Source organism: Rhodocaloribacter litoris, assembly GCF_011682235.2.
In the GTDB taxonomy this organism is placed as follows: domain Bacteria; phylum Bacteroidota; class Rhodothermia; order Rhodothermales; family ISCAR-4553; genus Rhodocaloribacter; species Rhodocaloribacter litoris.
The window spans coordinates 4,418,968-4,443,365 of the sequence record NZ_CP076718.1; the positions used below are offsets into that span (position 1 = coordinate 4,418,968).

Here is a 24,398-nt window from a genome sequence, read left to right on the forward strand (position 1 = left end):
CTCTTTCCTCACCGCACGTGCACAAGTGTCCGGCGGAGGGTGGTGTCGGGCGTCTCGAGGCGGAGGAGGTAGACGCCGGCGGCCAGCTCGGGCGGCGTCCAGACGAGGCGGTGCGTGCCGGCCGGACGGGGGGCCTCGGCCAGCACGGCCACCCGGCGGCCGAGCAGGTCGTAGAGCGCCAGACGGACCTCGGCGGGCGCGGGCAGCCGGTACGTCACGGTGATCTGGCGGCGGAACGGGTTCGGAAAGGGCATCTCCAGCTCGATCCGTTCGGGCAGCGCCGGCTTCGTCTCCGATGCCGTCGCGCCCGTCGTGTCCGCATACAGGTAGCGCTCCGGGATCGTCTGTATGGGTGTCGAGGGGCTTTCCCACAGGAGCTGGATGCTGGCCGCGCCCGTCCCCTCGAAGTACTCCACCACGATCGGGTAGCGCCGGCCCGCCTTCAGCGCCAGGGGGGGACTCCGCTGCTCGACGACCTCCGCCGACTCCTCCCACCGGTCGATGCGGAGGACATCGTCCACCCACACGCGCACGCCGTCGCGGCTGCGGGTGGCAAAGACGAACGCCTCGTTGTGCGGAGCTTCCACCTCCCCCGTCCACCGCACGCTGAAGCCGTCGGGTGGGAAGAGGGGCAGGGGGGCGGCCGTGCTCCAGTTGAAGCTCACCTGTGGGTCGAGGCGTGTGATCGCCTGGCCGGAGAAGTCCTTTTGAAAAAAATAGGTCGCCTTCAGGCCGTGCGGGGAGGGCGGCGGCGCGGTCGTGCCCGGCCCGTGGAAGGTGATCGTGTTCACGTTGAACAGCCCGCTGTCGCCCGGCTCGCGGAGGAAGACGAGGAACAGGTCGTGCGTGCCGTCGGGGTCCTCGACGGGGATGGTCACGTCGGTGTACGTCTGCCAGGCGCCGGTGGGGTCCACGTAGGCCGTGCCCAGGAGGGGGCCGTCCGCGGCGTCGGCCCGCACCTCGATCCGCCCGCCGGGTCCCGCCGAGGCCACGCGGAACGTGACGAAGCCGATTCCGCTCAGGTTGACCCCCTCGAAGGCCAGGTAGTCGCCGTGGTCCACGTAGCCGACGTTCTGCCCGCCGCCGAGCACGTCGCCCGTCGGTTCCAGTTGCACGCCCACCTGCACGGGTGCGTGCTCGGCCTCCAGGCGTCGCGGGTAGAGGCGGTGGAGGGCCGACCCCGTGAGCGCCCCGGCCCCCGCGCCGCCGCCGTCGGTATATGTCACCTCCAGCAGGTAGAACAGGTTGTCGCCGTCGGCGCCGTGCCCGGCCTCCGTCGTGAAGCTCCCCTCGCACCCCGAGAGCACTTCGAGCGGGTGGCTGTGGTCGTCGTGGCCGATGAAGGGCTGCACGACCACGCCGGCGCAGTCGATGGTGCCGTCGGCCGTGGAGCCGTCCTCGGCGTCGGTGACGTGCACCTTGAACGGGATGGTGGCGCCCCAGTCGAAGATGCCTCCGGCCACGGGTGCCTCGATGGTGACCTCGGGACGGGTGTTGCCGGCCGTGATGGTGACCGTGGCCGTACCGCTCAGGCCCGTCGCGTCGGTGACGGTGAGGCGGGCCGTGAAGGTGCCGGCCTCGGTGTACGTGTGCGCCGCGTCGGGGGTCGTCGCGTCGGTCGTCCCGTCGCCGGTGAAGTCCCACGCATAAGCCAGCGGCGTGCCGGCGTCGGGATCGTAGGTGCCGGCACTCGAGAACTGAACCGTCAGCGGCAGCGGGCCGGAGGTAGGCGTTGCCGTGAGCGTCACCACCGGCGGGCGCATCCCCCCGGCATACGCCAGGCACACGATCTGCGCGTCCGGGTTATTCCCGCCGAAGCCCGTCCCCCACTCGATCACGTAGAGTGCCCCGTCCGGCCCCTGCTTCATGGCGATAGGGCGTTTCCAGGTGATCTCGGGAAGGAACGGCTGGATCGCGAGGAGATCGCCATTGTCGTCCAGACGGGCTTCCAGGATGAAGCTCCGCGCCCACTCGACGAGGAAGACGGCGCCGTCATAGTAGTCCGGCAGCGCTCCCTCCCCCTCGCTTCCCGTGTGGCGATAGATCGGCCCGGCCAGCGCCGTGCGCCCCGTTCCGTTCGGGATGGCGGGAAACGCGGGCGAGGGCGCGTAGGGATACCAGATCCACGCGGGCTGACTCGGCGGCAGCGTCACCGGCGCGGCGATGTGCGGCGAGTCGTTCAGCGGGGCGTCGCAGTCGAAGGCGCCGCCCGAGAGGCCCGTAGCGAAGTCGTACGCCACGTACGGCCGGTTGTCGGCGATGCAGAAGGGCCAGCCGAAGTTGCCCGCCGTGTCGGTGCGGTTCCACTCGTCGAACCCCTCGGGGCCGCGGGTGGCGCTCGGCGCTCCGGCGTCCGGCCCCACGTCACCCCAGTAGAGACGTCCCGTCACAGGGTCGACGGCGATGCGAAAGGGGTTGCGCACGCCCATCACGTAGACCTCGGGCCGCCCGGCCGTGCCGTCCGCCGGAAAGAGGTTGCCCGCGGGGATGGTGTACGTGCCGTCCGGCTCGGGGTGGATGCGGAGAATCTTGCCCCGGAGGTCGTCCGGGTTGCCCGAGGTGCGGCGGGCATCCCACGCCGCCCGTCCCGGCCGCCCGTCGATGGGCGCATAGCCGTCCGACTCGAACGGGTTGGTGTCGTCCCCCGTGGCGATGTACAGGTTGCCGTCCGGGTCGAAGGCGAGCGAGCCGGCCGAGTGGCAGCACTCGTCGCGCTGGGTGGGCACCTCCAGCAGAACCACCTCGGAGGCCGGATCGAGCACGCCGCCGGTCATGGTGAAGCGCGAGAGGTGCTGCCGGGCCGACCCGCCCGCCGGGGAATAGAACAGGTAGACCCAGCCGTTCGCGTCGAAGCCGGGATCGAGGGCGATGCCGAGCAGGCCGTCCTCCTGTCCCTCGTACACGCTCAGCGTCAGGGCCGTCGTGGTCAGCCCCGTGGCCGGGTCGTGGAGCCGCACCCGCCCGCCTTTCTCGATGAAAAGCACGCGCCCGTCGGCCAGCACCTCCAGGTCCATCGGGTCGTCGACCTCGTCTTCGAGGATGAGCTTTTCGAAGTTGCTCCCGAACGTGGCCCCGCAATCGCCCCGGGCGGCCCCGGCGGCGTACTCGATCCCCTGGAGCAGGTGCTCGCGGAAGAGTGGCTCGCCGTAGGCCGCCTCGGTGTGCCCGCCGGCGGTATACCAGGCCCGCCCGCCCTCGTAGACGTGGCACCAGGCGATGGGGTGGTCGTGCCCCATCGTACCGCCGCCGTACGTCGTCTCGTCGAGCACGGCCAGCACGTGCACCTTCCCCCACGGGTTTGTCCGGAAGTTGTACCACTCGTCCGTGCGCACCCAGCGGGCCGGGAGCATGGCCGTGGAGGGATGCACGCGGTCGACCACCTTCACCGTGGCGGTCTGGATCTCCGGGTGGCTTGCGAAATAGGCTCCGACGAGGCCGCCGTAGAACGGCCAGTCGTACTCGGTGTCCGCCGCCGCGTGGATGCCCGCGAAGCCGCCGCCGGCGCGGATGAAGCGCTCCATGGCCGCCTGCTGGTCGGCGTCGAGGACGTCGCCGGTGGTGTTGAGGAAGACGATCACATCGTAGGCAGCCAGGCCGGCGTCCGTAAAGACCGAGGCGTCTTCGGTGGCGTCGACCTCGAAGTCGTGCTCGGTGGCCAGCTCCTGCAGGGCCGCGATACCCGCTTCGATGGAGCTGTGACGAAACCCGGCCGTCTTCGAAAACACCAGCGCCCGGAACCCGTGGCGACCGGCCTCGGGCGGCGGGGACGGCGTGGCGGCAGGATGCGCCGGCAGGATCAGCAGCAACGCGGGAACGAGGAGGTGAACCATGGGAACGGGGAAGCCGGGGAAGGACGCCGTGCCTTCATGCCGGGTCTGGTGACCGGTGTCTAAGGATACGGTCGTATGCCCGGAACGGCAAGAACATGCGTTTCAGCCGCGCGGCCTTTTGCCGGACCGGTGGGCGGGAAAAAAGAAGCCGCCCGGAGAACCCGAACGGCTTGCACCCACAGTGATTGAGGAGATGGATCTTCGAGAGAGGCACGCCCAAGATAGCGCGGTGGTGCGTTGCCTGCATTAAGGGAAGATCATCAACGGTGTTAAGAAAAGGTCACCGGGGCACTTCGAGGCCGAGGGCTTCCCGGATGCGGGCCTCCGGATCGGGGTGGGTGTCCGGCACGAATGGTTTGCCCGTCACGGTTTCGTAGAGTTCGATATAGCGCTGTGCCACCTCCACGCGGAAGTCGTCCGGCAGGTCGGGCAGGACCTGGCCGTCGCGTCCCTGGAAGCCCCGGGCCATGAGCCATTCCCGGACGAACTCCTTCGAGAGCTGGCGCTGCGGGGCGTCCCGGGCAAGCAGGGCGTCGTAGGTGTCCGCGTAGAAATAGCGGGACGAGTCCGGGGTATGCACCTCGTCGATCAGGACGTAGGTGCCTTCCGGGGTGCGGCCGAACTCGTATTTCGTATCGACCAGGATGAGGCCGCGTTCGGCGGCCATTTCGGTGCCGCGGGCGAAGAGGCGGAGGGCCAGGTCCTTCAGGTGGTCGAACGTGGCGGCGTCCAGGATGCCGCGGGCGAGGATTTCCTCACGGCTGACGTCGAGGTCGTGCCCGGCCTTTGCCTTGGTGGTCGGGGTCAGGATGGGTTCGGGCAGGCGGCTGTTCTGGCGGAGGCCTTCGGGGAGAGGAACGCCGCAGAGGGTTCGCCGCCCCGCCCGGTATTCGCGCCAGGCGTGGCCGGCCAGGTAGCCCCGCACCACGAACTCGACCGGCACCGGCTCGCACCGCACGGCCACTGTGACGTTCGGGTCCGGCACGCTGAGGACGTGGTTGGGGGCCACGTCGGCCGTATGCTCGAAGAAATAGGCGGCCGTCTGGTTCAGCACCTGGCCCTTGAAGGGGATGGTCTGCCGGAGGATGTGGTCGAAGGCCGAGATCCGGTCGGTGGTGACCAGGATGAGCCGGTCCCCGTCGCGGTACGTATCGCGTACCTTGCCCCGGTACCTTGCCTCGAAGCCGGGCAGGTGGGTTTCGTAGAGGGTGTGGTTGAGGTGACGGCGCAGGAGGGCGGTTTCCATGGTGAGGCGGGTTGCCGTTGGGGATCAACGGGTGCGCCTGCTCGAACGGCGCACCTGGAGCTTGGGCACGACGAGGACGGCTTCGGGGGGGGTGGTGCGTTTCCCCTCCATGCGTTCGAGCAGGACCTCCGTGGCCCGCTGGCCGATGGCCTGCATGTCCTGGGCGATGCTGGTCAGGCCGATGTAGGTGCTCGTCTTGATGTCGTCGTAGCCCACCAGGGCGATGTCGTCCGGCACCTTCTTGCCCGCGTCGATGATGGCCTTCCAGGCACCGATGGCCTGCACGTCGCTGCTGGCGAAGACGGCGGTCAGGGGCGGGTCCACCTGGAGGAGGGTTTGCATGGCCTCATAGCCGGCCTCTTCGCTGTAGCCGGCGTGTTTTTCGGTGAACCCGCTGGCAAGCAGGGAGGGGTCGAACGGGAGGCCCGCGGCTTCCAGTGCCTCCCGGTAGCCTTGGATCCGGCGGTTTTGCAGCGGGCTGCCCGTGGCTGTGGTGATCATGCCGATGCGGCGGTGCCCCTGCTCGATCAGGTGTTCGACGGCCTGCCGGGCTCCGGCGACGTCGTCCCAGTAGAAGCTGTCGAACGACTCCCACTCGGAGCCGATGAGCACCACCGGGGCGTGCAGGGCCTGCAGCTCCTGGGCGATTGCCTCCGTGACGTCGACGCCGGCCAGCAGCAGCCCGTCCACCGTGCCGCGCCGGAGGAAGTTCATCAGCGTCAGGTGGCGCTTGGTGGAGCCGAGGTCGCAGAGGAGCAGGTCCACGTCCCGCTCGCGGAGGCAGGTTCGTATCCCCTTCATCAACTCGGTGTGGAAGGGGGTGGTGAAGGTGGGCATGGCCACGGCCAGGAGCTGGGTGGCCTGCTGGGCCAGCGTCTTCGCCGTGCGATCCGGGCGAAACTGCAGCTCTTCGATGGCACGTAGGACCCGTGCCCGGGTGCGGTCGGAGACGTCGTCCGAGTTGTTCAGGACGCGGGAGACGGTCGAGATGGCAACCCCCGCCCGCGCGGCGACGTCGTAGATGGTGACCTTGCTTTTCTCCTGAGGCATGGCGTTTCCGGGGCAAGGCAGAACGAATACGTGGTGAGCATGAAACCCGACAAACGGGTCAAGGTTTTGCACGGAGAAGATATTTTAGAAAAAAGTTAGGCAAAATGGCGTCTGGGCATTCTTTACTTAAAGTTTTCGGGGTGCGAAAGATCATCGAATGAGGGTGAGGAGGCGGCAGGGCCTCATGAAGGCAGGTCATGGGGAGGCGGCATGAGGGGAATATAGGGGTTTTCCTTAAATTGGGGCGCAGCCGGTGCGTGCCGGCATCGTTTTCCTTCAAGAGTTCAGCACGAGAGCATCATGGCAAACGTCACGCTTGAGCGGGTACGCAAAGTATACGACAACGGCTTCGTGGCCGTGCACGGGGCCAGCTTCGAGGTGCGGGACGGGGAGTTCGTCGTCCTCGTCGGGCCCTCCGGGTGCGGCAAGAGCACCATGCTGCGGATGATTGCCGGGCTGGAGTCGATCACCGAAGGGGTGCTCCGGATCGGCGACCGGGTGGTCAACGACGTGCCGCCGAAGGATCGGGACATCGCCATGGTTTTTCAGAACTACGCGCTGTACCCGCACATGACGGCCTTCGAGAACATGGCCTTCGGCCTCCGGTTGCGCAAGTTTCCAAAGGCGGAGATCCGGAAACGGGTCGAGCAGGCTGCCGAGATCCTGGGGTTGATGGCGGTGCTGGACCGGAAGCCCGCGCAGCTCTCGGGCGGCCAGCGGCAGCGCGTGGCCGTCGGGCGGGCCATCGTGCGCCAGCCCCGGGTGTTTCTCTTCGACGAGCCGCTCTCGAACCTGGACGCCAAGCTCCGGGTGCAGATGCGGACGGAGATCGCCCGGCTGCACCGGCGGCTCGGGGCCACCATGATCTATGTGACGCACGACCAGGTGGAAGCCATGACGATGGGGGACCGGATCGTGGTGCTCCGGGACGGTCATATCCAGCAGATCGACACGCCGCTGGCGCTCTACAACAGGCCGGCCAACCGGTTCGTGGCCGGGTTCATCGGGAGCCCGTCGATGAACTTCGTCCCGGGGCGGGTCGTGCGGGAAGGGGGGCTCCGGTTCCAGGCCCGGGACGGCCGCTTTGCCCTGCCGCTGGACGAGGAGCGGGCCCGGCTGCTTCGGGCGTATGTAGGGCAGCCGGTGACGCTGGGGATCCGCCCGGAGGATCTTCACGTGGCCGGAAGCCGTTACGTGACCGGCCCGGTGGCCGAGGCAGCGTTTCCGGTCGAGGTGCTGGAGCCGATGGGGAACGAGATCTTCGTTTATGCCCGGGCCGGGGAGCAGACGCTGGTGGCGCGGGTGCCGCCGCAACCGCTGCCGGGGCCGGGCGAGCCGGTTCGGCTGGCGTTCGACCTGGCCCGGCTGCATTTCTTCGATGCGGAGACGGAGGAGGCCATCGGCTTTCAGGTGGCGGTGGCGGCCTGAGGGGAGCCGGGCACGGGGGAGTAGCGTGCGAACAGTAAATCCGTTATTGCAATGCAAAAAACCCTGAAAATAGACGGAATGAGTTGCCAGCACTGCGTGCGGGCCGTCGAACAGGCCCTGCAAGCGGTCGCGGGCGTGACGGTGAAGCGCGTCGGGATCGGCGTGGCGGAGGTCGAATACGACCCGGCGCAGGTGGACGCGCAGGCCCTCGTCGATGCGGTGGAGGAGGCGGGGTACACCGTCGAAGAGGGACGCGGCGGCGTTTCGAACTAGGCGGAGCGGGCCGGATCCTCCCGGAGCGCTTCGAGCATCTCGCGGACGCCGGTGAACTTGACGCGCGGCCGTCCGGCGGCCTCACCCCGCTCCACCTCGATCCGGTCGATCCGTTTCCAGTCGTCGTACGTCACGTAGTCGGGTTGCCGGGCCCGGATGTGGTTCAGGGCGGCACCGGCATCCGGCTGTTCCGGTTCGGGAAGGCGCCCGGCCGCGGCATCTTCGAGCAGCCGGCTGACCGTTTCGACGGCGCAGGCCTTGTTGGTGCCGATGACCCCCGTCGCCCCGCGTTTGATCCAGCCGGCCGCGTAGAGACCGGGGAGCGGTCGCCCGGTCGCTGGATCGAGGACGCGGCCTTCCTCGGTGGGGATGACGCCGTGCCGCTCGTCGAACGGGACGCCGGGCAGGGGGACGCCCCGGTACCCGATCGAGCGGAAGACGAGCCCGACCGGGAGGTCTTCGTACCGGCCGGTCGCACGCGGGCGCAGGCGCCCGTCTTCGGTGCGGTAGAGCTCGTTGCGCACGAGCCGCAGCCCCGCCACGTGGCCGGTGCCGTCATCGTGAATCGCGACGGGGGAGACGAGGAAGCGGATCGTGAGGCGGCGCGGTTTGCCGGTGGGACGGCGCTGCGCGAATTCCTGGATCAACTCCACCTTTTTCAGGGTGTCGCGGTCGCCCTCCTCCGCAAGCAGGGCCTGGCTGAACGGGTCGAGCACGGCTTCTTCGGGAGGAACGAAGACGTCGGCGCCGGGCAGCTCGCCGAGCTCGCGGGCTTCGGGCAGGGTGAAGGCGGCCTGGGCGGGTCCCCGCCGGCCGAGCATGAAGATCTCCCGGACCCGGCTCTCGCGAAGCGCTTCGAGGGCATAGTCGGCGATGTCGGTCCGGGCCAGTTCCTCGGGGGTGCGGCACAGGATGCGGGCCACATCCACGGCCACGTTGCCGACGCCGACGATGGCGACCCGTTCCCGGCTGAGGTCGAAGTGGTGGTCCCGGTAGTCGGGATGCCCGTTGTACCAGGCGACGAACTCGGTGGCGGAATGGCTGCCGGCGAGGTCTTCCCCGGGGATGCCCAGCGAGCGATCCACCTGGGCGCCGGTGGTGAAGACGACGGCGTGGTAGTGACGGCGGAGGTCTTCGAGGCGAATGTGCCGGCCGAACTCGACGTTGCCGAAGAACCGGAAGCCGGGGCGTTCGGCCGTCTTGTCGTAGACCCGGATGACGTTCTTGATCTTCTGATGGTCCGGGGCCACCCCCAGGCGCACCAGGCCGTGGGGGGTCGGCAGCCGGTCGAAGAGGTCCACTTCGACGGGGAGGTCGGTTTGCCGGAGCAGGTGATCGGCGGCATAGAAACCGGCCGGGCCGGCGCCGATGATAGCGATGCGAAAAGGTCGGGGTGCGGCGCCGGACCCGGCGTGTACATGCCGGGGGTGTTCGTCCGGTACGCGCTGCGCGGGGCCTGCCGCCTGCATGCGAACTCGGGTCTGAATGGAACGGCTGTGTTCGGCGTGTACGTGCCGGGAGGACGCCCCAAGGTATCAAAGTCGTCGAACGACGGCAAGGGGAGGGCCGGTTTCGGGGGAGCGCGCCGGGGCGGTGTGTGCGATTCGGTGCGGCTGCCCGTCCGATACCTGTCGAAACCCCCGGCGGGGGCACCGGGTACAGACGGCAGGTCGCCGGGCCGAAGGGGCGCGTCCCGCGATCCGGCGCGGCCCTCCTCCCACCCAACTCGAACGGATGCTTTTGCCCCTCGCTACGACGTGACGCCGGCGGGTTCCGGTTTCGCCCTGTTTCGTTTCCGGCCCGCTTGCGCCGGGATGCCGATCCTCCACATGGCGCTTCGTGATGATGCGCATCGTTGCCGTTTTGCTGCTGGGATGGGTGCTGTCCGGTCCGGCCGTGGTGTGGGCGCAGGCCACGCGTACCGCCGGGGAGGGGGAGACTGCGCCGGGGCTGTTTCAGGACACGCTGGCGGTGCAGGCCGTGCAGCCCTACGTGCTCCGGCCGTTCATCCTGCCCGGCACCGAGGAGGTATACCTGGACGGTCGCCGCCTGGCAACCGAAGCCTACCGGCTGGATCCGCGGCACGGGCGGCTGTGGCTGCTCACCCCCGTAGCCTCGGCCGACGCCGTGCTGGTCGTCCGATACCGGACGCTGCCCTTCGAACTCAAGGAGGTCTACCGGCGCCGGCACATCGTCGAGGCGACGCCGGAAGACGGGGCCGTGGCGGTGGTGCGGGAGGAAGAACGGGCTGGCGACGACGACCTCTTTGCCGGTCTCAACCTGCAACGCAGTGGTTCCATCACACGGGGGATCCTGGCCGGCAACAACCGGGACGTGACGGTGGAATCCGGGCTGCGCCTGCAACTCTCCGGGGAAATCGTCGAGGGGGTGCAGATCCAGGCGGCACTGACCGACGAGAACACGCCGATCCTGCCGGAAGGCACGACGCAGCGCCTGGATGAGTTCGACAAGGTTTTCATTCAGATCCGGGCCCGGCAGGGCACGGCGCAACTGGGTGACTTCGACCTGAGCTTTCAGGAAAGCGCCTTCGCCCGGCTCTCCCGCAAGCTGCAGGGCGCCAGCGTGGAGGGGACGTTGCCGCCGGTGGCGGAGGCCGCCTTTGCCGGAGGGCGCGTCACGGTCGCCGGGGCGACGGCCCGCGGCATCTTCCGCGTGCAGGACCTGGTGCCCGTCGACGGGGTGCAGGGACCGTACCGGCTCGAAGGGGCCGGCGGGGAGCGCTTCATCATCGTTATCCCCGGCTCGGAGGTCGTCTACCTCGACGGCCGGCGGCTCGAACGCGGGGAGACGAACGACTACACCATCGACTATGCCACGGGGGAACTCACCTTCACGGCGCGGCGCCTCATCACCGCGGACCGGCGGATCCGGGTCGAGTTTCAGTATACCACGAACCAGTTCACCCGCACGCTCGTCGGTTCGCAGGTCGTGCTGCACTTCGGCCCGCAGGCGGCGGGCAGGGCCCGGGCCCGCCTCGGCGCCACTTTCCTCCGGGAGGCGGACAGCCGGCAGTTCGAGGAGGCGTTCGGGTTTACCTCGGAGGACTCGCTCCGGGTGGTGCAGGCCGGCGACGGCCTTGCGGTGCGGAGCGGGGCCGAGCCCGTCGTGTATGACCCGGAGGCCCCCTACGTGCAGTACGTCCGCGAGGTGCGCCCGCGGCCCGGCGGCGGCCTCGACACGGTGTTCGTCGCCGTCTCCGTGGCCCCGCCGGACACGGTGCAGGTCTTCCGGGTGCGTTTCACCCGCGTCGGCGCCGGGCAGGGAAGCTACGTGCGCGTGGGGCGCTCGGTCAACGGCATCCTCTACGAATACCGCGGGCCGGGCCTGGGCGAATACGAGCCGGTGCGTGTGTTGCCCAAACCCAAGCAGCAGCGCCTTTTCGACCTGCACGGTGCCGTAGCACCCCTGCCGGGCCTGGAACTCTTCGGCGAGTGGGCCCACTCGCTCAACGACCTCAACCGCCTCTCTCCCCTCGATGCCGACGACGACGTGGACCATGCCTTCCTCGGGGGCCTGCGGCTGGACCCGACGCCGGTCCGGATCGGCGCGACGACCCTGGGAGAGGTCTCCGGCATGTTGCAGCGCCGGTTCACCGGGGGGCACTTCGCCCCCTTCGACCGGATCCGCCCGGTCGAGTTCACGCGCCGGTGGAACCTGCTCGGGCGGCCGGCCGACGTCACCGGCGGGGTGGCCGGGGGCGAGGACGAGACCGTCGACGAAGCCGATCTGCGCTTTGCCTTTACCCCGCATTCGGCCCTGGAGGTGTCCTGGGGACGGCTCGACCTGGAGGAGACGTTTCGCGGCGTGCGACGGGCCTTTGCCCTGCAATCCGGCGAGGCAGGTCTGCCGGAGGTCGATTATCTGCTGGAACAGATCGAGAGCCGGGATGCCCTGCGCGCCGAGGACGGCCGCTGGCTCCGGCAGCGTGGCACCCTGCGCCGGCCGTTTCTGGGCGAGCGGCTCGTGCCGCACCTGGAGCTGGAACAGGAACGACGCACGCAGGTGACGGCCGGCACGGACAGCCTCGTCGAAGGCTCTTTCTCGTTCGTGGAATGGCGGCCGGGGATCACCTGGCAGGCGGAACGGCTGACGGCCGGTGCCGAGGTGGAGCGGCGTACGGAGAAGCGCTGGGCGGCGGGTGTCCTGCGTGATGCGGCCACCGCCTGGACCGTGCAGTCGCAGGTCCGCTACCGGCCGGGCACGGCTTTCAGCGCCGAGGGCGGTGTCAGCTACCGGGTGCGGCGCTTCACGGACTACTTCCGGATCGAGGAAAAGCAGGAGGACAGCGAGTCGGTTCTGCTGCACCTGAACGCCGACGCCCGGCCGTGGCGCCGGGCCGTGAACGTCAACTGGTTCTACGAGGCCCAGACCGAACGCACACCGACCCTGCAGGAGATCTACGTCCGCACCGGTCCCGAGCTCGGGCAGTTCGTCTGGGAGGACGCCAACGGCGACGGGGTGATCCAACTCGACGAGTTCATCCCCGAACGCCTGCCGGACGAAGGGACGTACGTTCGCACCTTCGTGCCCTCGGATTCGCTCACGTCGGTCGTCAGCGTGCAGGCCCGGCTTCGCCTGGACCTCGATCCGGCCCGCCTGTTCGAGCGGCACGGGGACGCTGGTTTCTGGAAGAACGTGCTGGCCGGGATGCAGGCCCGCACGGTCGTCGAGGTGCTGGAGAAGAGCCGCGAGCCGGATCTCAAACAGGTCTATTTCCTCAACCTGAAGCGTTTTCGCGATCCGGTCAACACCCTCAACGGCCGGCTCCGGATGGCGCAGGATCTCTCGCTTTTCCGCTCCTCCACGACGTACGGGCTGGATCTTTCGTTCAACCAGGTGCGGGGCCTGACGGAACTGGCCGCCGGGGAGGAGACGCGATTCCTGAGCACCTGGCGGGCCGAGGGACGGTATCGTCCCGCGGACCGGTGGCAACTACGCCTGGCGGTGAGCCGGGAGCGTAACCGGGTGCTGAGCGAGGCGTTTGCTTCGCGGCGGTATGACATTCACCGGGAGACGCTCGAACCCGAGGTGGCTTTTCAGCCGGGGCGGGCGGTGCGGTTGTCGGCCGGCGTGGCCCTGGCGCGGAACGACGACGTGCTCGGCGCCCGCCATGCCCGGATCGTCCGGGTGCCGCTGGAGGCGCGGTACAGCCGGGTCCGGCGACTGCAGGTGACGGCACGGGTCGAGGTGGCCCGCGTGGACCTGCGGGGCGAGGCGGCCGGGCTGGCGGCCTTCGAGCTGACGGACGGCCGCGGGCCGGGTACCTCCTTCCTGTGGAACCTCAACGGGCAGTACGTGCTCAACCGCTACCTGCGCGCCTCCTTCTCCTACGACGGACGGGTGCCGGCCGGGGCCCCGACACTCCACACGGTCCGAATGCAACTCAGCGCCGTGTTCTGACGGTGTCGCACGCGGGGAAAGTGTGTCCGGGGCAGGAAGCGGGTCTGACGGCGCCGGTGTCACTTCACCCGTCGCCAGACCTCCTGGTAGCGGTGATCTCCCAGCCCGCCGGTATGATACCAGAGCGAGTCGCCTTCCAGCCGGCATTCGAAGACGAAGGAAAGCCCGACGTTGCCGGGGATGGCGCTGTATTCCACCACTTCGGTGTAGATCCCGTTCTGGAGGGTGTACCGGCCCCCCTGGGCGTGGATGAAGTTGTCCGCGGACTGGCGGATGAACATCCAGTGGGTGTCGTTGAGGATCTTGAGGGTGGGGGCTTCCTGGTAGTTCGGGTCCGTCTCGTAGGCCCCGGTCAGGGCCGGGGCGTCATCCTCGATGGAGACGAGTTCCCAGGAGCCGACGAGGCTCGGACAGGAATCCTCCTCTTCGCCGGCCGTGGCCTCGGGAGACGACTGCCCGCCGCAGGCACACAGGACAAGGCACAGCGGGAGGAAGAGGCGGGGGAGCAGGATCGTACGCATGGCAACCTCCTGTGCTGGTGGGATGTACGACGACAGCGACACCGTGAAACACGGTGCGTGCCGTCATCTATGGCCGGCCGCAGGGCGGCATGGTGTGCACAGGAGCGAAGCCGGGCATCAGCGCTCGATCGCGAAATCCCTGACCGTCACGTCCAGGTTGTGGTTGACCCGCAGCCCGGCGATGCCGTCGGTGTTGAGCATCGGGACGCGATCCAGGGCCGTCACCTCGACGCCGTTGACGAGGAAAGCCACGCGCTCGGGGGTGGCCCGGACGGCCAGGGTGTTCTCCGACGTACCGCGCTCACCGGGGACGCGCACGGCCTCGTGGGGCGTCCAGTCCACCAGCGTGTGCGTTTCGGCACCGGCCCGGTGCTTCACGAGGTACTGCCCGTTCTGGCGGACGAGGAAGTACAGGTAGTCCTGGCCGGGGCCGTTCAGGTCGCGGCCGCCCACGAAGAGGCCGTAGGCTTCGGGATGGGCGGACGGCTTGTTCAGGACGAAGGTGGCACGTGCGGTGTAGCTGCCGGAGGCCGTGTCTTCCGGCCGGTAGAAGATGGCGGCCGGCCCCAGGGTGATGTGGTAGCCGGCCTCCGTTTCGACGAAGCGGACCTGGTCGAGCGAGGCACGGGCGCGGTCCAGCCGGGCCTGCCAGCCTTCGGGCAGGTGGCCGCCGCCCGTGACAGCTTCGTCCGGGTCGTGGTCATGTTGCCGGGCGGTGGCCGGGACGGTCACGAGCCATCCGATGAGGAACAGGAGGGTCCAGCGTAACGTGCGCATGGGGCGGGTACGGTCAGGTTGCGTGGTGCCGGCGTGGCGGGTGAAAGGGCCGCAACCGTTTAAACCGGCAAACCGAAAGGAGGTTTTGCCGGCCGGGCGAAAAACCGGGCGCTCCTATGCTTCGTGGGGGTGTTCCAGGAGCGGATCGGCGAACTCGTCGTACGTGGTGCGCCGGATGACGATGCCGGCCCGGGAAAGCTTTTCTTCAAGTTTTTCGTAGCCCCGGTCGAGGTGGTAGACGCGCAGGACGTGGGTTTCGCCCTCGGCCACGAGGCCCGCGAGCACCAGCGAGACGCTGCCCCGCAGGTCGGTGCTCATCACGGTGGTGCCCTGAAGGCGGCTCGTGCCTTCGACGACCACCTCGTTGCCCACGACGATGGCGTTGGCTCCCATGCGGCGCAGTTCGGGGACGTGCTTGAAGCGGTCGAGGTAGATCCGGTCGACGATCTTGGCGTTGCCTTTCGCCTGGGTCATCAGGACGGTCCACTGGGCCTGCAGGTCGGTGGGGAAGCCGGGATAGACGTCTGTTTCGATGGAGACGGCCCGGACCTCGTCCGGCACAGTGACGTGCACGCGGTCGGTTTCGGCGTGCAGTTCGGCGCCGGTAGCCCGGAAGGCGTCGAGGAAGGCCTGCCCCAGGTGGCCGGCGCCGGCCTGTTCGAGCGTGATCGTGTCTCCGGGGGTTCCGGCCAGCAGGGCGGCGATCATGAAGGTGCCCAGCTCGATCCGGTCGGCGCAGTTGGCGAAGGTGACGGGCCGGAGCGTCGTGACCCCTTCGATCTCCAGCGTGCGCGTCCCGATGCCCTCGATGCGGGCGCCCATGGCGTGCAGGGCTTCGCAGAAGACGACCACGTCGGGTTCGATGGCGGCGTTCTCGATACGCGAGTGCCCCCGGGCCGTGGCCGCGGCCAGGACCAGGTTGACCGTAGCGCCCACGCTGGAGGGTTCCAGGCGGAAGGTGCCGCCTTCGAGCCGCCCGCCCCGGGCCCGGGCGACGACGTACCCCTTGTCGAGCTCCACCTCGGCCCCGAGGGCTTTCATGCCTTCGAGGTGCAGGTCTACCGGGCGCGGCCCCCAGGCACATCCACCCGGGAGCGACACGCGCGCCCGGCCGCATCGCCCGAGCAGAGCGCCCAGCATGTAGAACGAGGCCCGCATGCGCTTGACCAGCTCGTACGGCGCCTCGGGGTGGGCCAGCGGGGTCGGGTCGATGCGGAGCGTGTGCCCTGCCGCGTCGAAGTCGACCCCGGCACCGGTGACACGGATCACCTTCGAAAAGGTGTCGATGTCCTTGAGGTCGGGAATGTTCGTGAAGGTCGAAGGGCCGTCGGGCAGCAGTGCCGCCGCCATCAGCGCCAGCGCCGTGTTCTTCGATCCGCTGATCGGGAGGGATCCCCTCAACCGGTGGCCGCCTTCTATGACCAGTTTGTCCATGCTTCAGACGAAGGATCCGTGTGTGGCCGGTACCGGCCGTGTGGTGCCCGTCCGACCCGTAGATCCTTTCAGCGTTCGGGATGACGGAGGCTTTTCGAACGATCCGGCATGGCGTTCAACGCGCAGCGCTTCTCCTGAACCGGCCGGAAAAGGACCAACGCCCGGGAGGCGGCGAAGGTTCGGCTTCGTGCATCTTTCAAGCATTACCGGCATTGGGGGAATCAGGGACGGGCTTTCTGCGTTTGTGTGGGGCACCAGACGAACGAGAGTCATGCGTCGCATTTATCTGGATCATGCCGCCACCACCCCGCTCGACCCGGCGGTTTTCGAGGCGATGCTGCCGTATTTGCGGGAGCATTTCGGGAACGCTTCGTCGGTGCACGCGCTGGGGCGGAAGGCCCGCTTTGCCGTGGAGGAGAGCCGGGAGCGCGTGGCGGCCTGCCTGGAGGCCGAGCCGGCCGAGATCCTGTTCACGAGCGGGGGAACCGAGTCGGACAACGCGGCCCTGGCGGGGTTGCTCGGCGGCGAGCGCACGGGGCTGATCACCTCGGCGGCCGAGCACGAGGCGGTGCTGCAGCCGGCCGAGCGCCGCGCCCGGGAGGGATACCCGGTGACGCTGCTCCGGCCGCAGGCCTCCGGTGCCGTCGCACCGGAGCAGGTGGCGGCCGCGCTGACGCCGGAGACGGGGCTCGTCTCGCTCATGCACGCCAACAACGAGGTGGGCACGCTGACGGACGTGCGGGCCGTCGCCGCCCTTTGCCGGCGGCACGGGGTGCTCTTCCACACCGACGCGGTCCAGACGGCCGGTCTCTATGCGCTCTCGGTGAAGGACCTGGGGGTGGATGCGCTCTCTCTCTCGGCGCACAAGTTCTACGGTCCCAAGGGCGTCGGGGTGCTCTACCTCCGGGGCGGGGCGGACTTCCGGCCCTTCCTCGAAGGCGGGGCGCAGGAACGCCGCCGCCGGGCGGGGACGGAGAACGTGGCGGCCATCGTCGGCCTGGCCGCGGCGCTCGAACGGGCCGTCGCCGCCGGAGCGCCTGGCCCGGCTCGCCCGCCTGCGCCGGCGCCTCTACCGGGGCCTGCGCGAGGCGCTCGGCGACCTGTTCGTGTGCAACACCCCGATGGACGAGGGCGCCGCGGCCCCGCACCTGCTCAACATCGCTTTCCCCCCTCACGACGGCCGGCCGTTCGACGGGGAGATGCTCATCCTGAACCTGGACATGGAGGGCATCGCCGTCTCCTCCGGCTCGGCCTGCACGAGCGGCGCGCTGACGCCCAGCCACGTGCTGCAGGCTCTCGGGCACGACGCGGCCACCGCCGCCGCGGCGATCCGGTTCTCGCTCGGCAAGGACACGACGGAGGAGGAGATCGACAGAACCGTCGATGCCGTGGCGCGGGTCGTCCGGCGGATGCTGGCGGTGATGTAGGAAAACGTTCCCGGCGCGTGCACCCCGCACGGCACCGGCAACCCTTCCCGTCTCATGCGAAAAGAAGCGCTCATCGTGTTCGCCAAGGTTCCGGAGCCGGGGCAGGTCAAGACCCGGCTGACGGCCGTGCTGACGCCCGCCGAGGCGGCCGGTCTCTATGCCGCCTTCCTCCGCGACGCGCTCGCACAGTACGCCGCGCTGGAAGTGGACCTGCGGCTCTATCTGGATCCGCCGGGCGGTGCCGTGCCGGACGAGTGGCTCCCGCCCGGCACCCCGGTGCTGCCGCAGCGGGGGAGGGGACTCGGTGCGCGAATGCAGCGGGCTTTCCTGGAAACGTTCGTCGCCGGCTACGAGCGCATCGCCATCATCGGCACCGACCATCCCACCCTCCCTTCGGCCTTCATCGAAGCCGCCTTCGCGGCGCTGGCCGAACCCCGGACGGTCGTCATCGGGCCGAGCGAGGACGGCGGGTATTACCTGCTCGGGATGAACGTGTTTTACCCCGAGCCTTTCGAGGAGATGACCTACAGCCATCCCGGGGTTTTTGCGCAGACGCTCGAGCGCATCGCCCGGACGCCCGCGACCCCCGTCATCCTGCCGGGCTGGTACGACGTGGACACGCCGGAGGCCCTGCTCCGGCTGGCCGGAGAACTCGAGGTCGCGACGCCGGCCCTCCGGCATACCCGGCACATGCTGCGACGCCTTCAGAAAAAGCTTGAAGCCCGGACGGGCTGAGGCAGGGTTCAACGGTGGGCGTCTCACGCCGTCGGGCGGTCGCGGGCGGGGGCGAAGGCAAAGTGGTCCCGGTGGATCCGCACCATGTATTCGTGCAGGAGGGTCTGGATACGGTCGAAGGAAGGGGCGCGAAAGATGAGGCCCACATGATGGGGCTTGTTCAACCGCCAGACGATCTCCGGGTCGGTATAGGCGGCGGTGTCGGGCTTTTCTTCGCGGGCCAGCGAGATGATGATGCCGGCGTAGTCGTTCCGGACGGGGGGAAGCGTGTAGGGGGTGTCCCGGGGGAGGGTTTCGATCCGGGCCCACTCCACCCACAGGTTGATGCCGCTGGAGGCTTCGAGCATCTCCGCGATGTGCGCGCCGCCGACGCGGGCCGAGGTCTCGAGGAAGAAGAAGCGCCCGGCGTCGTCCCGGATGAACTCCGTGTGGGAGACGCCGGCGCGCAGGCCCATGGCACGGATGACCCGTTCGTTCAAGGCCAGCAGGGCGTTCTCCTCGGGCGAGCCGTACGGGATGTTGTGCGAGGCGAAGAGGCCGCCTTCGTGGGCTACCTGCAGGGGCGGGTCGAGGTAGCGGTGGGCGCGGGCGAAGACCACCCGGCCGTCGAAGACGATGCTGTCGACGTGGTAGACGTCGCCGGGGATGAACTGCTCGATCAGGTAGAAGGACTGCTCGGCGTCCAGGGCCGCGATCGCTTCCCAGAGCGTCGCGGCATCGTGGAGCTTTTTGATCCCGGCGGCGCTGGCCGACGAACGGGGTTTGAGGACCCAGGGAGGCGGCACCTGCTCCGTGTACGTCCGGATGTCGTCGTGGTAGAGCACGGGCACGAAAGGCGGGACGGGGATGCCCTGTTCCTGCGCCTGCATGCGCATGGCGAGCTTGTCCCGGAAATAGCGGGTGCGGGTGTCGCCCAGGCCGGGCACGCGCAGGTGTTCCCGGAGGTAGGCGGCCTTTTCCAGATCGAAGTCGTCCAGCGGCACGATGCGGTCGAACCTGATGCGCCGGGCCAGGTAGCTGACGGCCTTGATCACGTCCTCGCGCTTCCAGTCCTGCTCCTCGCCCGGCAGGTAGAACAGGTCGTCGAGGGCTTCGCGGGGCCAGGGGGCCCCGGCCAGCTTCTCGGTCGTCAGCAGGTAGATCCGGCAGCCGAGCTGCCGGCACGTACGCAGGAACGTCTCACCTTTGAAATAGGTGGCGATGCAAAGCATGTTGAGGGGGCGCTGCATGGGAGGTTTCGGGTGGGTCAGGGAGAAAAAAGTGCCGTCGCCGGGCAGAAAGAGTATACGGAAATACGGTGTGCGGACCCGCCGTGCGGGAAAATAATCCTGGAGGCGGTGCGTCGACCGGGATGCGCCGCGGGGTTCCCGTTTCGGTACGGGATTCGTAGCTTCGCACACCACCCGGTCGTCCGGCCGTCGGATCCTGCCGGCGCCGGGGCCCGGGATGAGCCCCAGAGCCGCTAACTCCACCTTTTATCGTGAAAGGACATCTCGAACGACACGAGCAGTTTGCGTCCGCGTGGGTGGAACCCCGTAACGTGGATGTCTGGTTGCCTCCGGGCTATGAGACCGACCGCCGGCGTTATCCCGTACTCTATCTGCACGACGGGCAGAACCTCTTCGACCCGGGCCTCTCGTTCAGCGGCGTGGACTGGGGTGTGCACGAACAGGTCGAGCACATGATCCGCGACGGCGAGCTGGAGGGGCTCCTCCTCGTGGGCATCTGGAACACCCCGAAGCGCATCCGGGAGTACATGCCCGAGAAACCCCTGCGGGTTCCTCGTTTTGCCCACGTTCGGCGGCGCTTCGTCGAGACGTACGGAGGAGAGCCGTGCTCCGATGCCTACCTGCGCTTCATCGTGCGCGAGCTCAAACCCTTCATCGACGAGACGTACCGGACGCGCCCCGGGCAACGGGACACGTTCGTCATGGGATCGAGCATGGGCGGGCTCGTCTCCCTCTATGCGCTCTGCGAATACCCGGACGTGTTCCACGGGGCGGCCTGCCTCTCGACAAGCTGGCCCATCGGCGGGCGGGTGATGCTGCCCTACCTGGAGGACCATCTGCCCGACCCGCGAAACCACCGGGTGTATTTCGACTACGGGGTCGAAGCCCACATCGGCTCGTACGAACACCTGCAACGTCAGGTCGACGCCATCCTGCGCAAGGGCGGGTATGAGCGGGACGTCAACTGGCTGACCGAGCGGTTTCCCGGGGCACCGCATTCGGAGGCGGCCTGGCGGGAGCGCGTCGACGTGCCGCTGCGCTTCCTGCTGCGCACACGTATTGCGAAGGGGGAGGTGGTGGCCGGCTCCTGAGCGGGAAGGAGTGGCTGGAAGCGGTTCCGAGAATTGCCTATCTTGCTCTCATCGATTTGCCGGAGAGCACCCCGCACCGGGTAGGCCGCCAATCTTCCCATCCGTATCTTGAACCGGGTATCGTAGCCGTCCTCCGATCACGGCGCGCGGATTCGCGAGAAGGTTTAAGCAAAAGTGTCCGTCGCGAGGCCCCGGAACCCCTATCGACTTTCCAACCTTTCAATGCGAAACATGAACCGGACGACCGCGACCCGCGAGCTGGGTCAGTTCAAGACGCTCGAACAGTTCATCATCGAGCGGCAGGAATCCTTCCCGCACTCGACGGGTGCCTTTTCCCGGCTGCTGCGCGACATCTCGGTGGCGGCCAAGATCGTCAACTACCACATGCGGCGGGCTGGCCTGGTGGATATCTATGGCGACACGGGCGAGCTGAACGTGCAGGGGGAGGTGCAGCAGAAGATGGATGCGCTGGCGCACCGGGAGTTCGTCCGGGCGCTCCGGCGGGGCGGGGAGTGCTGCCTGATCGGCTCGGAGGAACACGCCGAGGCCATCCCCATCCGGGCCAACGGCGGCAGCGACGGCAAATACATCGTCCTGCTCGATCCCCTCGACGGGTCGAGCAACATCGAGGTCAACGTTTCGGTGGGGACCATCTTCAGCATCTACCGCATGCCGGAGGACCACGTCGGCGAGGTGACGCTGGAGGATGCGCTGCAACCGGGTTCGAAGCAGGTCGGGGCCGGGTACGTCGTCTACGGCTCCTCGACCATGCTCGTCTACACCACCGGCAACGGGGTCAACGGCTTCACGCTCGACCCTTCCATCGGCGAGTTCCTGCTCTCGCACCCGAACATCCGCACGCCGAAGACGGGGACGATGTACGCCATCAACGAGGGCAACTACAACTCGTTCGAGGACGGGCTGAAGAAGTACATCAAGTGGTGCCAGCGGAAAGACAAGGCCACGGGACGGCCCTACAAGACCCGCTACATCGGCTCGTTCGTCTCCGACTTCCACCGCAACCTGCTCAAAGGGGGGATCTACATCTACCCGGCCACGGCGAGCAGCCCGGAGGGCAAGCTCCGGCTCATGTACGAGGCCAACCCGATGGCCTTCATCGTGGAGCAGGCCGGCGGGCGGGCCTCCGACGGGCACACGCCGATCCTGCAGAAACAGCCGCGGGAGCTGCACCAGCGCACCCCGCTCTACATCGGCAGCGAGGAGATGGTGCGCACGGCCGAAGCCTTCCTCCAGGGAGAGATGGACCTGGATTGATCCGGCGTGCAGATCGAAGATTTTGACGTCTCCGTGGCCGGTGCGGATCGGGTGATGGCGAGGAAGCGACCGGCGCGGCGCATCGGTCCTCAGGACGGCGCCGGTACGGTGACGGGTTCGGAAACACGGAGGGCCTGTTCCAGGTCTTCGAGCAGGTCTTCGGTCGCTTCGATGCCCACGGAGAGACGGATGATCTGGTCGGTGATGCCGGCGCGGCGGCGCTGGTCGGGGCGCATGGAGGCATGGCTCATCGTGGCGGGGTGTTCGATGAGCGACTCGACGCCGCCCAGGCTCTCGGCCAGGGCAAAGACGCGGGTGGCCCGCAGCACCCGGTGGACGTCGTCGAGCGTGCCGCGCAGGGCGAAGGACACCATGCCGCCGAAGCCCGTCTGCTGGCGCCGGGCCAGGTCATGCCCTTCGTGCCCGGGCAGGCCGGGGTAGAAGACCTTCTCGACGGCCGGGTGCGCGTCCAGGTATTGGGCGACGGCCAGGGCGTTCTCCTCGTGCTGCCGCAGCCGCACCGGCAGCGTCTTCAGCCCGCGCAGGACCAGCCAGCAGTCGAACGGCTGCGCCACGGTGCCCAGGGCGTTCGCGGTGAACTGCAGCGTCTCGTTGAGCGCCTCCGTGCGGGCGACGACCGCGCCCCCGACGACATCCGAGTGGCCGTTCAGGTATTTCGTCGTGGAGTAGACGACCAGGTCGGCGCCGAACCGGAAGGGTTGCTGGAAGAGGGGGGAGAGGAAGGTGTTGTCGACGATGAGGAGGCAGTCGTGCGCACGCGCCACGCGGGCGACGGCCTCCAGGTCGGTGATGCGCAGAAGCGGGTTCGAGGGGGTCTCGACCCAGATGGCGCGGGTTTCGGGGCGGATGGCAGCGGCCAGGGCTTCCGGGTCGGTCAGGTCGGCGAAACTGACCGAGAGCTTTCCCTGCCGCTGCATCAGACAGAGCAGCCGCTCGGTGCCGCCGTAACAGTCGTGCGAGCAGATCAGGTGGGCCCCGGCCTCGAAGAGGGCCAGCACGGTGGTGATGGCGGCCATGCCGGTGGTGGTGGCGACGGCGCCGGCGCCCCCTTCGAGCGCGGCGAGCGTCTCTTCGAGGGCGAGCCGTGTGGGGTTGCCGCTGCGGGTGTAGTCGAACCCTTTCGTCGTGCCGATGTCCTCGAACCGGAACGTGGCGGTCTGGTAGATCGGCGGGGCGATGCTGTTGAAGGCGTTGTCGGTGCGCTGCCCGGCCAGGGCGAGACGGGTCTGAGGTTGCATGATGCGTCTGCGGTCAGGTTGAGGTTCGAGAGGTCGGTTTACAGGCGTTCGGCCGGCGTCAGGGGCTCGTCCGTCCATCGGGGTTCGGTGGCGCCCGTCTCCGCCCGGTCGGGGACGACCCGGGTGTGGCGGTCGGGGCGGGTGGTGCACCGGACGAGGAGCGGGATGCCGGCGGCGCGGAGCGGGGCGAAGACGCGGGGGTGCATGCCCAGGCCGCGGGTGCGGTGCAGGGCCTCGGCGGTGGACATGTCGAGCCGGGCCAGATGGCGGGCGCCGGGATGGCGGCGGGGGTCGTCGGTGTAGAGCCCGTCGATGTCGGTCCATCGTTCGAGGGCTGTGGCCCGGAGGGCCGCGGCCAGGCAGGCGGCGGCATAGTCGCTGCCGCCCCGGCCGAGCGTGGTCACGAGCCCCTCCCGCGTGGCGCCGATGAACCCGGTCACGACCGGGACCGTGCCGGCCGGCAGGGTCCGGTACCAGGCGCGGACGCGGGTGGTCGTCTCGGCTTCGAGCACGGTGGCCTCGCCGAAGGCGTCGTTGGTGACGAGCAGCCCGGCGGCGTCTTCGGCGCGGGCCGGGAAGCCATGCGCTTCGAGGAGGGCGGCCACCAGCGGGGCCGCGAGCCGCTCGCCGGTTGCCAGCCAGGCATCCCGCAGGGCGGCCGGGGGGAGCCGGCAGGCGTGCTCGTCCAGGAAACGGTCGAGGGCGGCCAGGATCGCCTGCGCCCGGTGGGCATACGGGGCCCGTGCCGCTTCGGGCAGGACGTCCCCGGCCAGCGTGAGGTGGCGGTGGAGCAGGTCCCGGAAGAGGGGCGGGCGGGCGCCGGGCTCCAGGGCCGCCTCCGGCCATCCCGCGACGAGGGCGTCCGTGACCCCGGAGAGGGCCGAGACGACGAGCACGGGACGGTAACCGTCCGAGCACGCCTGGGCGGTGATGGACACGACGCGCCGGAGGGGTTCGGCGCTTCCTACCGAGGTGCCGCCGAACTTCAGCACCCGCAGCGGCCGGGCCGCCGTGCTCGGCTCAGGGATGGGGGGGAGGGTACGAGGGGAGGGCATGCGTCATGGCGCGTTGGTTGAGCGTACCGGCGATCTGTCGGCTCAACCAGCGCCCGCTGCGTGCCCGGCGCGAGGGGACCGTCACCCGGAGGTGCGGCTACGTGGCAAGAGAGGCCATGAAAAAACCTCTCCCGCGCGACGTAGCGGAAGAGGTCAGTAGCGGCCCCGCCCGGGGCAGACTGTGCATCTCCCGCTCATCTTTCCTCGCGCCGAAGTACGAGGCAGGACTTGGCACCTTCCTACACCCAGCCGGCATACCGGTGTGGGAGTAGTGTAGGGGTTGCCAGGGCTTCATCGGGCCTGCACCCTCCACCCTTCTGGATGAGCAAACAGACTTTTCAAACTTA

17 protein-coding genes, 1 pseudogene and 1 riboswitch are annotated in these 24,398 nt (G+C 68.7%); of the genes and pseudogenes, 8 read left to right on the forward strand and 10 right to left on the reverse strand.

The annotated features are described in order from the left end of the window. Positions 1-8: 8 nt before the first annotated feature. The 3 genes from GQ464_RS18345 to GQ464_RS18355 all read right to left on the reverse strand — a co-directional run bounded on the left by GQ464_RS18345 (position 9) and on the right by GQ464_RS18355 (position 6,126). Entirely contained in the window at positions 9-3,830 is a 3,822-nt protein-coding gene (locus tag GQ464_RS18345) for a ThuA domain-containing protein (RefSeq protein ID WP_166980733.1), read from the reverse strand. 280 nt (positions 3,831-4,110) lie between these two features. Continuing rightward, positions 4,111-5,076: a phosphoribosylaminoimidazolesuccinocarboxamide synthase gene (locus GQ464_RS18350; RefSeq protein WP_166980735.1), complete on the reverse strand. Its 966-nt coding sequence runs from the start codon at positions 5,074-5,076 to the stop codon at positions 4,111-4,113. A gap of 24 nt (positions 5,077-5,100) precedes the next feature. Further along, positions 5,101-6,126 carry a LacI family DNA-binding transcriptional regulator gene (locus tag GQ464_RS18355; protein ID WP_166980737.1) on the reverse strand — a complete coding sequence of 342 codons (1,026 nt, stop codon included), beginning with the start codon at positions 6,124-6,126 and terminating at the stop codon, positions 5,101-5,103. A 300-nt stretch (positions 6,127-6,426) separates the two neighbouring features. Between GQ464_RS18355 and GQ464_RS18360 the strand changes: the two genes are divergently transcribed. Together GQ464_RS18360 and GQ464_RS18365 are read left to right on the forward strand one after the other, a co-directional pair. Continuing rightward, entirely contained in the window at positions 6,427-7,554 is a 1,128-nt protein-coding gene (locus GQ464_RS18360) for an ABC transporter ATP-binding protein (RefSeq protein ID WP_166980739.1), read from the forward strand. 51 nt (positions 7,555-7,605) lie between these two features. Then, entirely contained in the window at positions 7,606-7,827 is a 222-nt protein-coding gene (locus GQ464_RS18365) for a heavy-metal-associated domain-containing protein (RefSeq protein WP_166980741.1), read from the forward strand. On the opposite strand, the gene GQ464_RS18370 is transcribed toward GQ464_RS18365, so the two are convergent. Next, positions 7,824-9,296: an FAD-dependent oxidoreductase gene (locus GQ464_RS18370; protein WP_166980743.1), complete on the reverse strand. Its 1,473-nt coding sequence runs from the start codon at positions 9,294-9,296 to the stop codon at positions 7,824-7,826. The genes GQ464_RS18365 and GQ464_RS18370 overlap by 4 nt on opposite strands. 373 nt (positions 9,297-9,669) lie before the next feature. Here GQ464_RS18370 and GQ464_RS18375 point away from each other — a divergent pair, with 373 nt between their 5' ends. Further along, positions 9,670-13,248, forward strand: a complete 3,579-nt coding sequence (locus tag GQ464_RS18375) for a hypothetical protein (RefSeq protein WP_166980745.1) — start codon at positions 9,670-9,672, stop codon at positions 13,246-13,248. Between the two features lie 59 nt (positions 13,249-13,307). Here GQ464_RS18375 and GQ464_RS18380 read toward each other — a convergent pair whose 3' ends face one another. The 3 genes from GQ464_RS18380 to murA form a co-directional block, all read right to left on the reverse strand. After that, on the reverse strand, positions 13,308-13,769 hold the full coding sequence (locus GQ464_RS18380) for a hypothetical protein (RefSeq protein ID WP_166980748.1): 462 nt from the start codon (positions 13,767-13,769) through the stop codon (positions 13,308-13,310). A 117-nt stretch (positions 13,770-13,886) separates the two neighbouring features. Then, on the reverse strand, positions 13,887-14,546 hold the full coding sequence (locus GQ464_RS18385) for a hypothetical protein (RefSeq protein WP_166980750.1): 660 nt from the start codon (positions 14,544-14,546) through the stop codon (positions 13,887-13,889). 114 nt (positions 14,547-14,660) lie between these two features. Then, entirely contained in the window at positions 14,661-15,980 is a 1,320-nt protein-coding gene (gene murA, locus GQ464_RS18390) for a UDP-N-acetylglucosamine 1-carboxyvinyltransferase (protein WP_166980752.1), read from the reverse strand. Between the two features lie 334 nt (positions 15,981-16,314). Here murA and GQ464_RS19130 point away from each other — a divergent pair. The 3 genes and pseudogenes from GQ464_RS19130 to GQ464_RS18400 form a co-directional block, all read left to right on the forward strand. Continuing rightward, positions 16,315-16,935: pseudogene (locus GQ464_RS19130) on the forward strand (cysteine desulfurase family protein); the annotation flags it as partial. Further along, a complete protein-coding gene (locus GQ464_RS19275; protein ID WP_262899680.1) occupies positions 16,823-17,407 on the forward strand; it encodes an aminotransferase class V-fold PLP-dependent enzyme in 585 nt (194 codons plus the stop codon). The pseudogene GQ464_RS19130 and the gene GQ464_RS19275, both read left to right, overlap by 113 nt. A 54-nt stretch (positions 17,408-17,461) precedes the next feature. After that, entirely contained in the window at positions 17,462-18,142 is a 681-nt protein-coding gene (locus GQ464_RS18400; protein WP_166977611.1) for a TIGR04282 family arsenosugar biosynthesis glycosyltransferase, read from the forward strand. A gap of 23 nt (positions 18,143-18,165) precedes the next feature. Here the strand turns inward: GQ464_RS18400 and GQ464_RS18405 are convergent, their stop codons facing one another. After that, the gene (locus GQ464_RS18405; protein ID WP_166977613.1) at positions 18,166-19,371 is read right to left on the reverse strand and encodes an ATP-grasp domain-containing protein; all 1,206 of its coding nucleotides are present in this window, start codon (positions 19,369-19,371) and stop codon (positions 18,166-18,168) included. 251 nt (positions 19,372-19,622) lie between these two features. Here GQ464_RS18405 and GQ464_RS18410 point away from each other — a divergent pair, with 251 nt between their 5' ends. Beyond that, positions 19,623-20,462 (forward strand): alpha/beta hydrolase, encoded by an 840-nt coding sequence (locus GQ464_RS18410; protein ID WP_166977615.1) that lies wholly within the window; start codon positions 19,623-19,625, stop codon positions 20,460-20,462. 231 nt (positions 20,463-20,693) lie between these two features. Then, complete coding sequence (gene fbp, locus GQ464_RS18415) at positions 20,694-21,737, forward strand: class 1 fructose-bisphosphatase (RefSeq protein ID WP_166977617.1); 1,044 nt, start codon at positions 20,694-20,696, stop codon at positions 21,735-21,737. A gap of 89 nt (positions 21,738-21,826) precedes the next feature. Here the strand turns inward: fbp and GQ464_RS18420 are convergent, their stop codons facing one another. Beyond that, positions 21,827-22,996: a trans-sulfuration enzyme family protein gene (locus GQ464_RS18420; protein ID WP_166977619.1), complete on the reverse strand. Its 1,170-nt coding sequence runs from the start codon at positions 22,994-22,996 to the stop codon at positions 21,827-21,829. Positions 22,997-23,034: 38 nt separating this feature from the next. Beyond that, positions 23,035-24,051 carry an amino acid kinase family protein gene (locus tag GQ464_RS18425; RefSeq protein ID WP_166977621.1) on the reverse strand — a complete coding sequence of 339 codons (1,017 nt, stop codon included), beginning with the start codon at positions 24,049-24,051 and terminating at the stop codon, positions 23,035-23,037. Between the two features lie 191 nt (positions 24,052-24,242). Continuing rightward, positions 24,243-24,379: riboswitch (SAM riboswitch) on the reverse strand. Between the last annotated feature and the right edge of the window lie 19 nt (positions 24,380-24,398).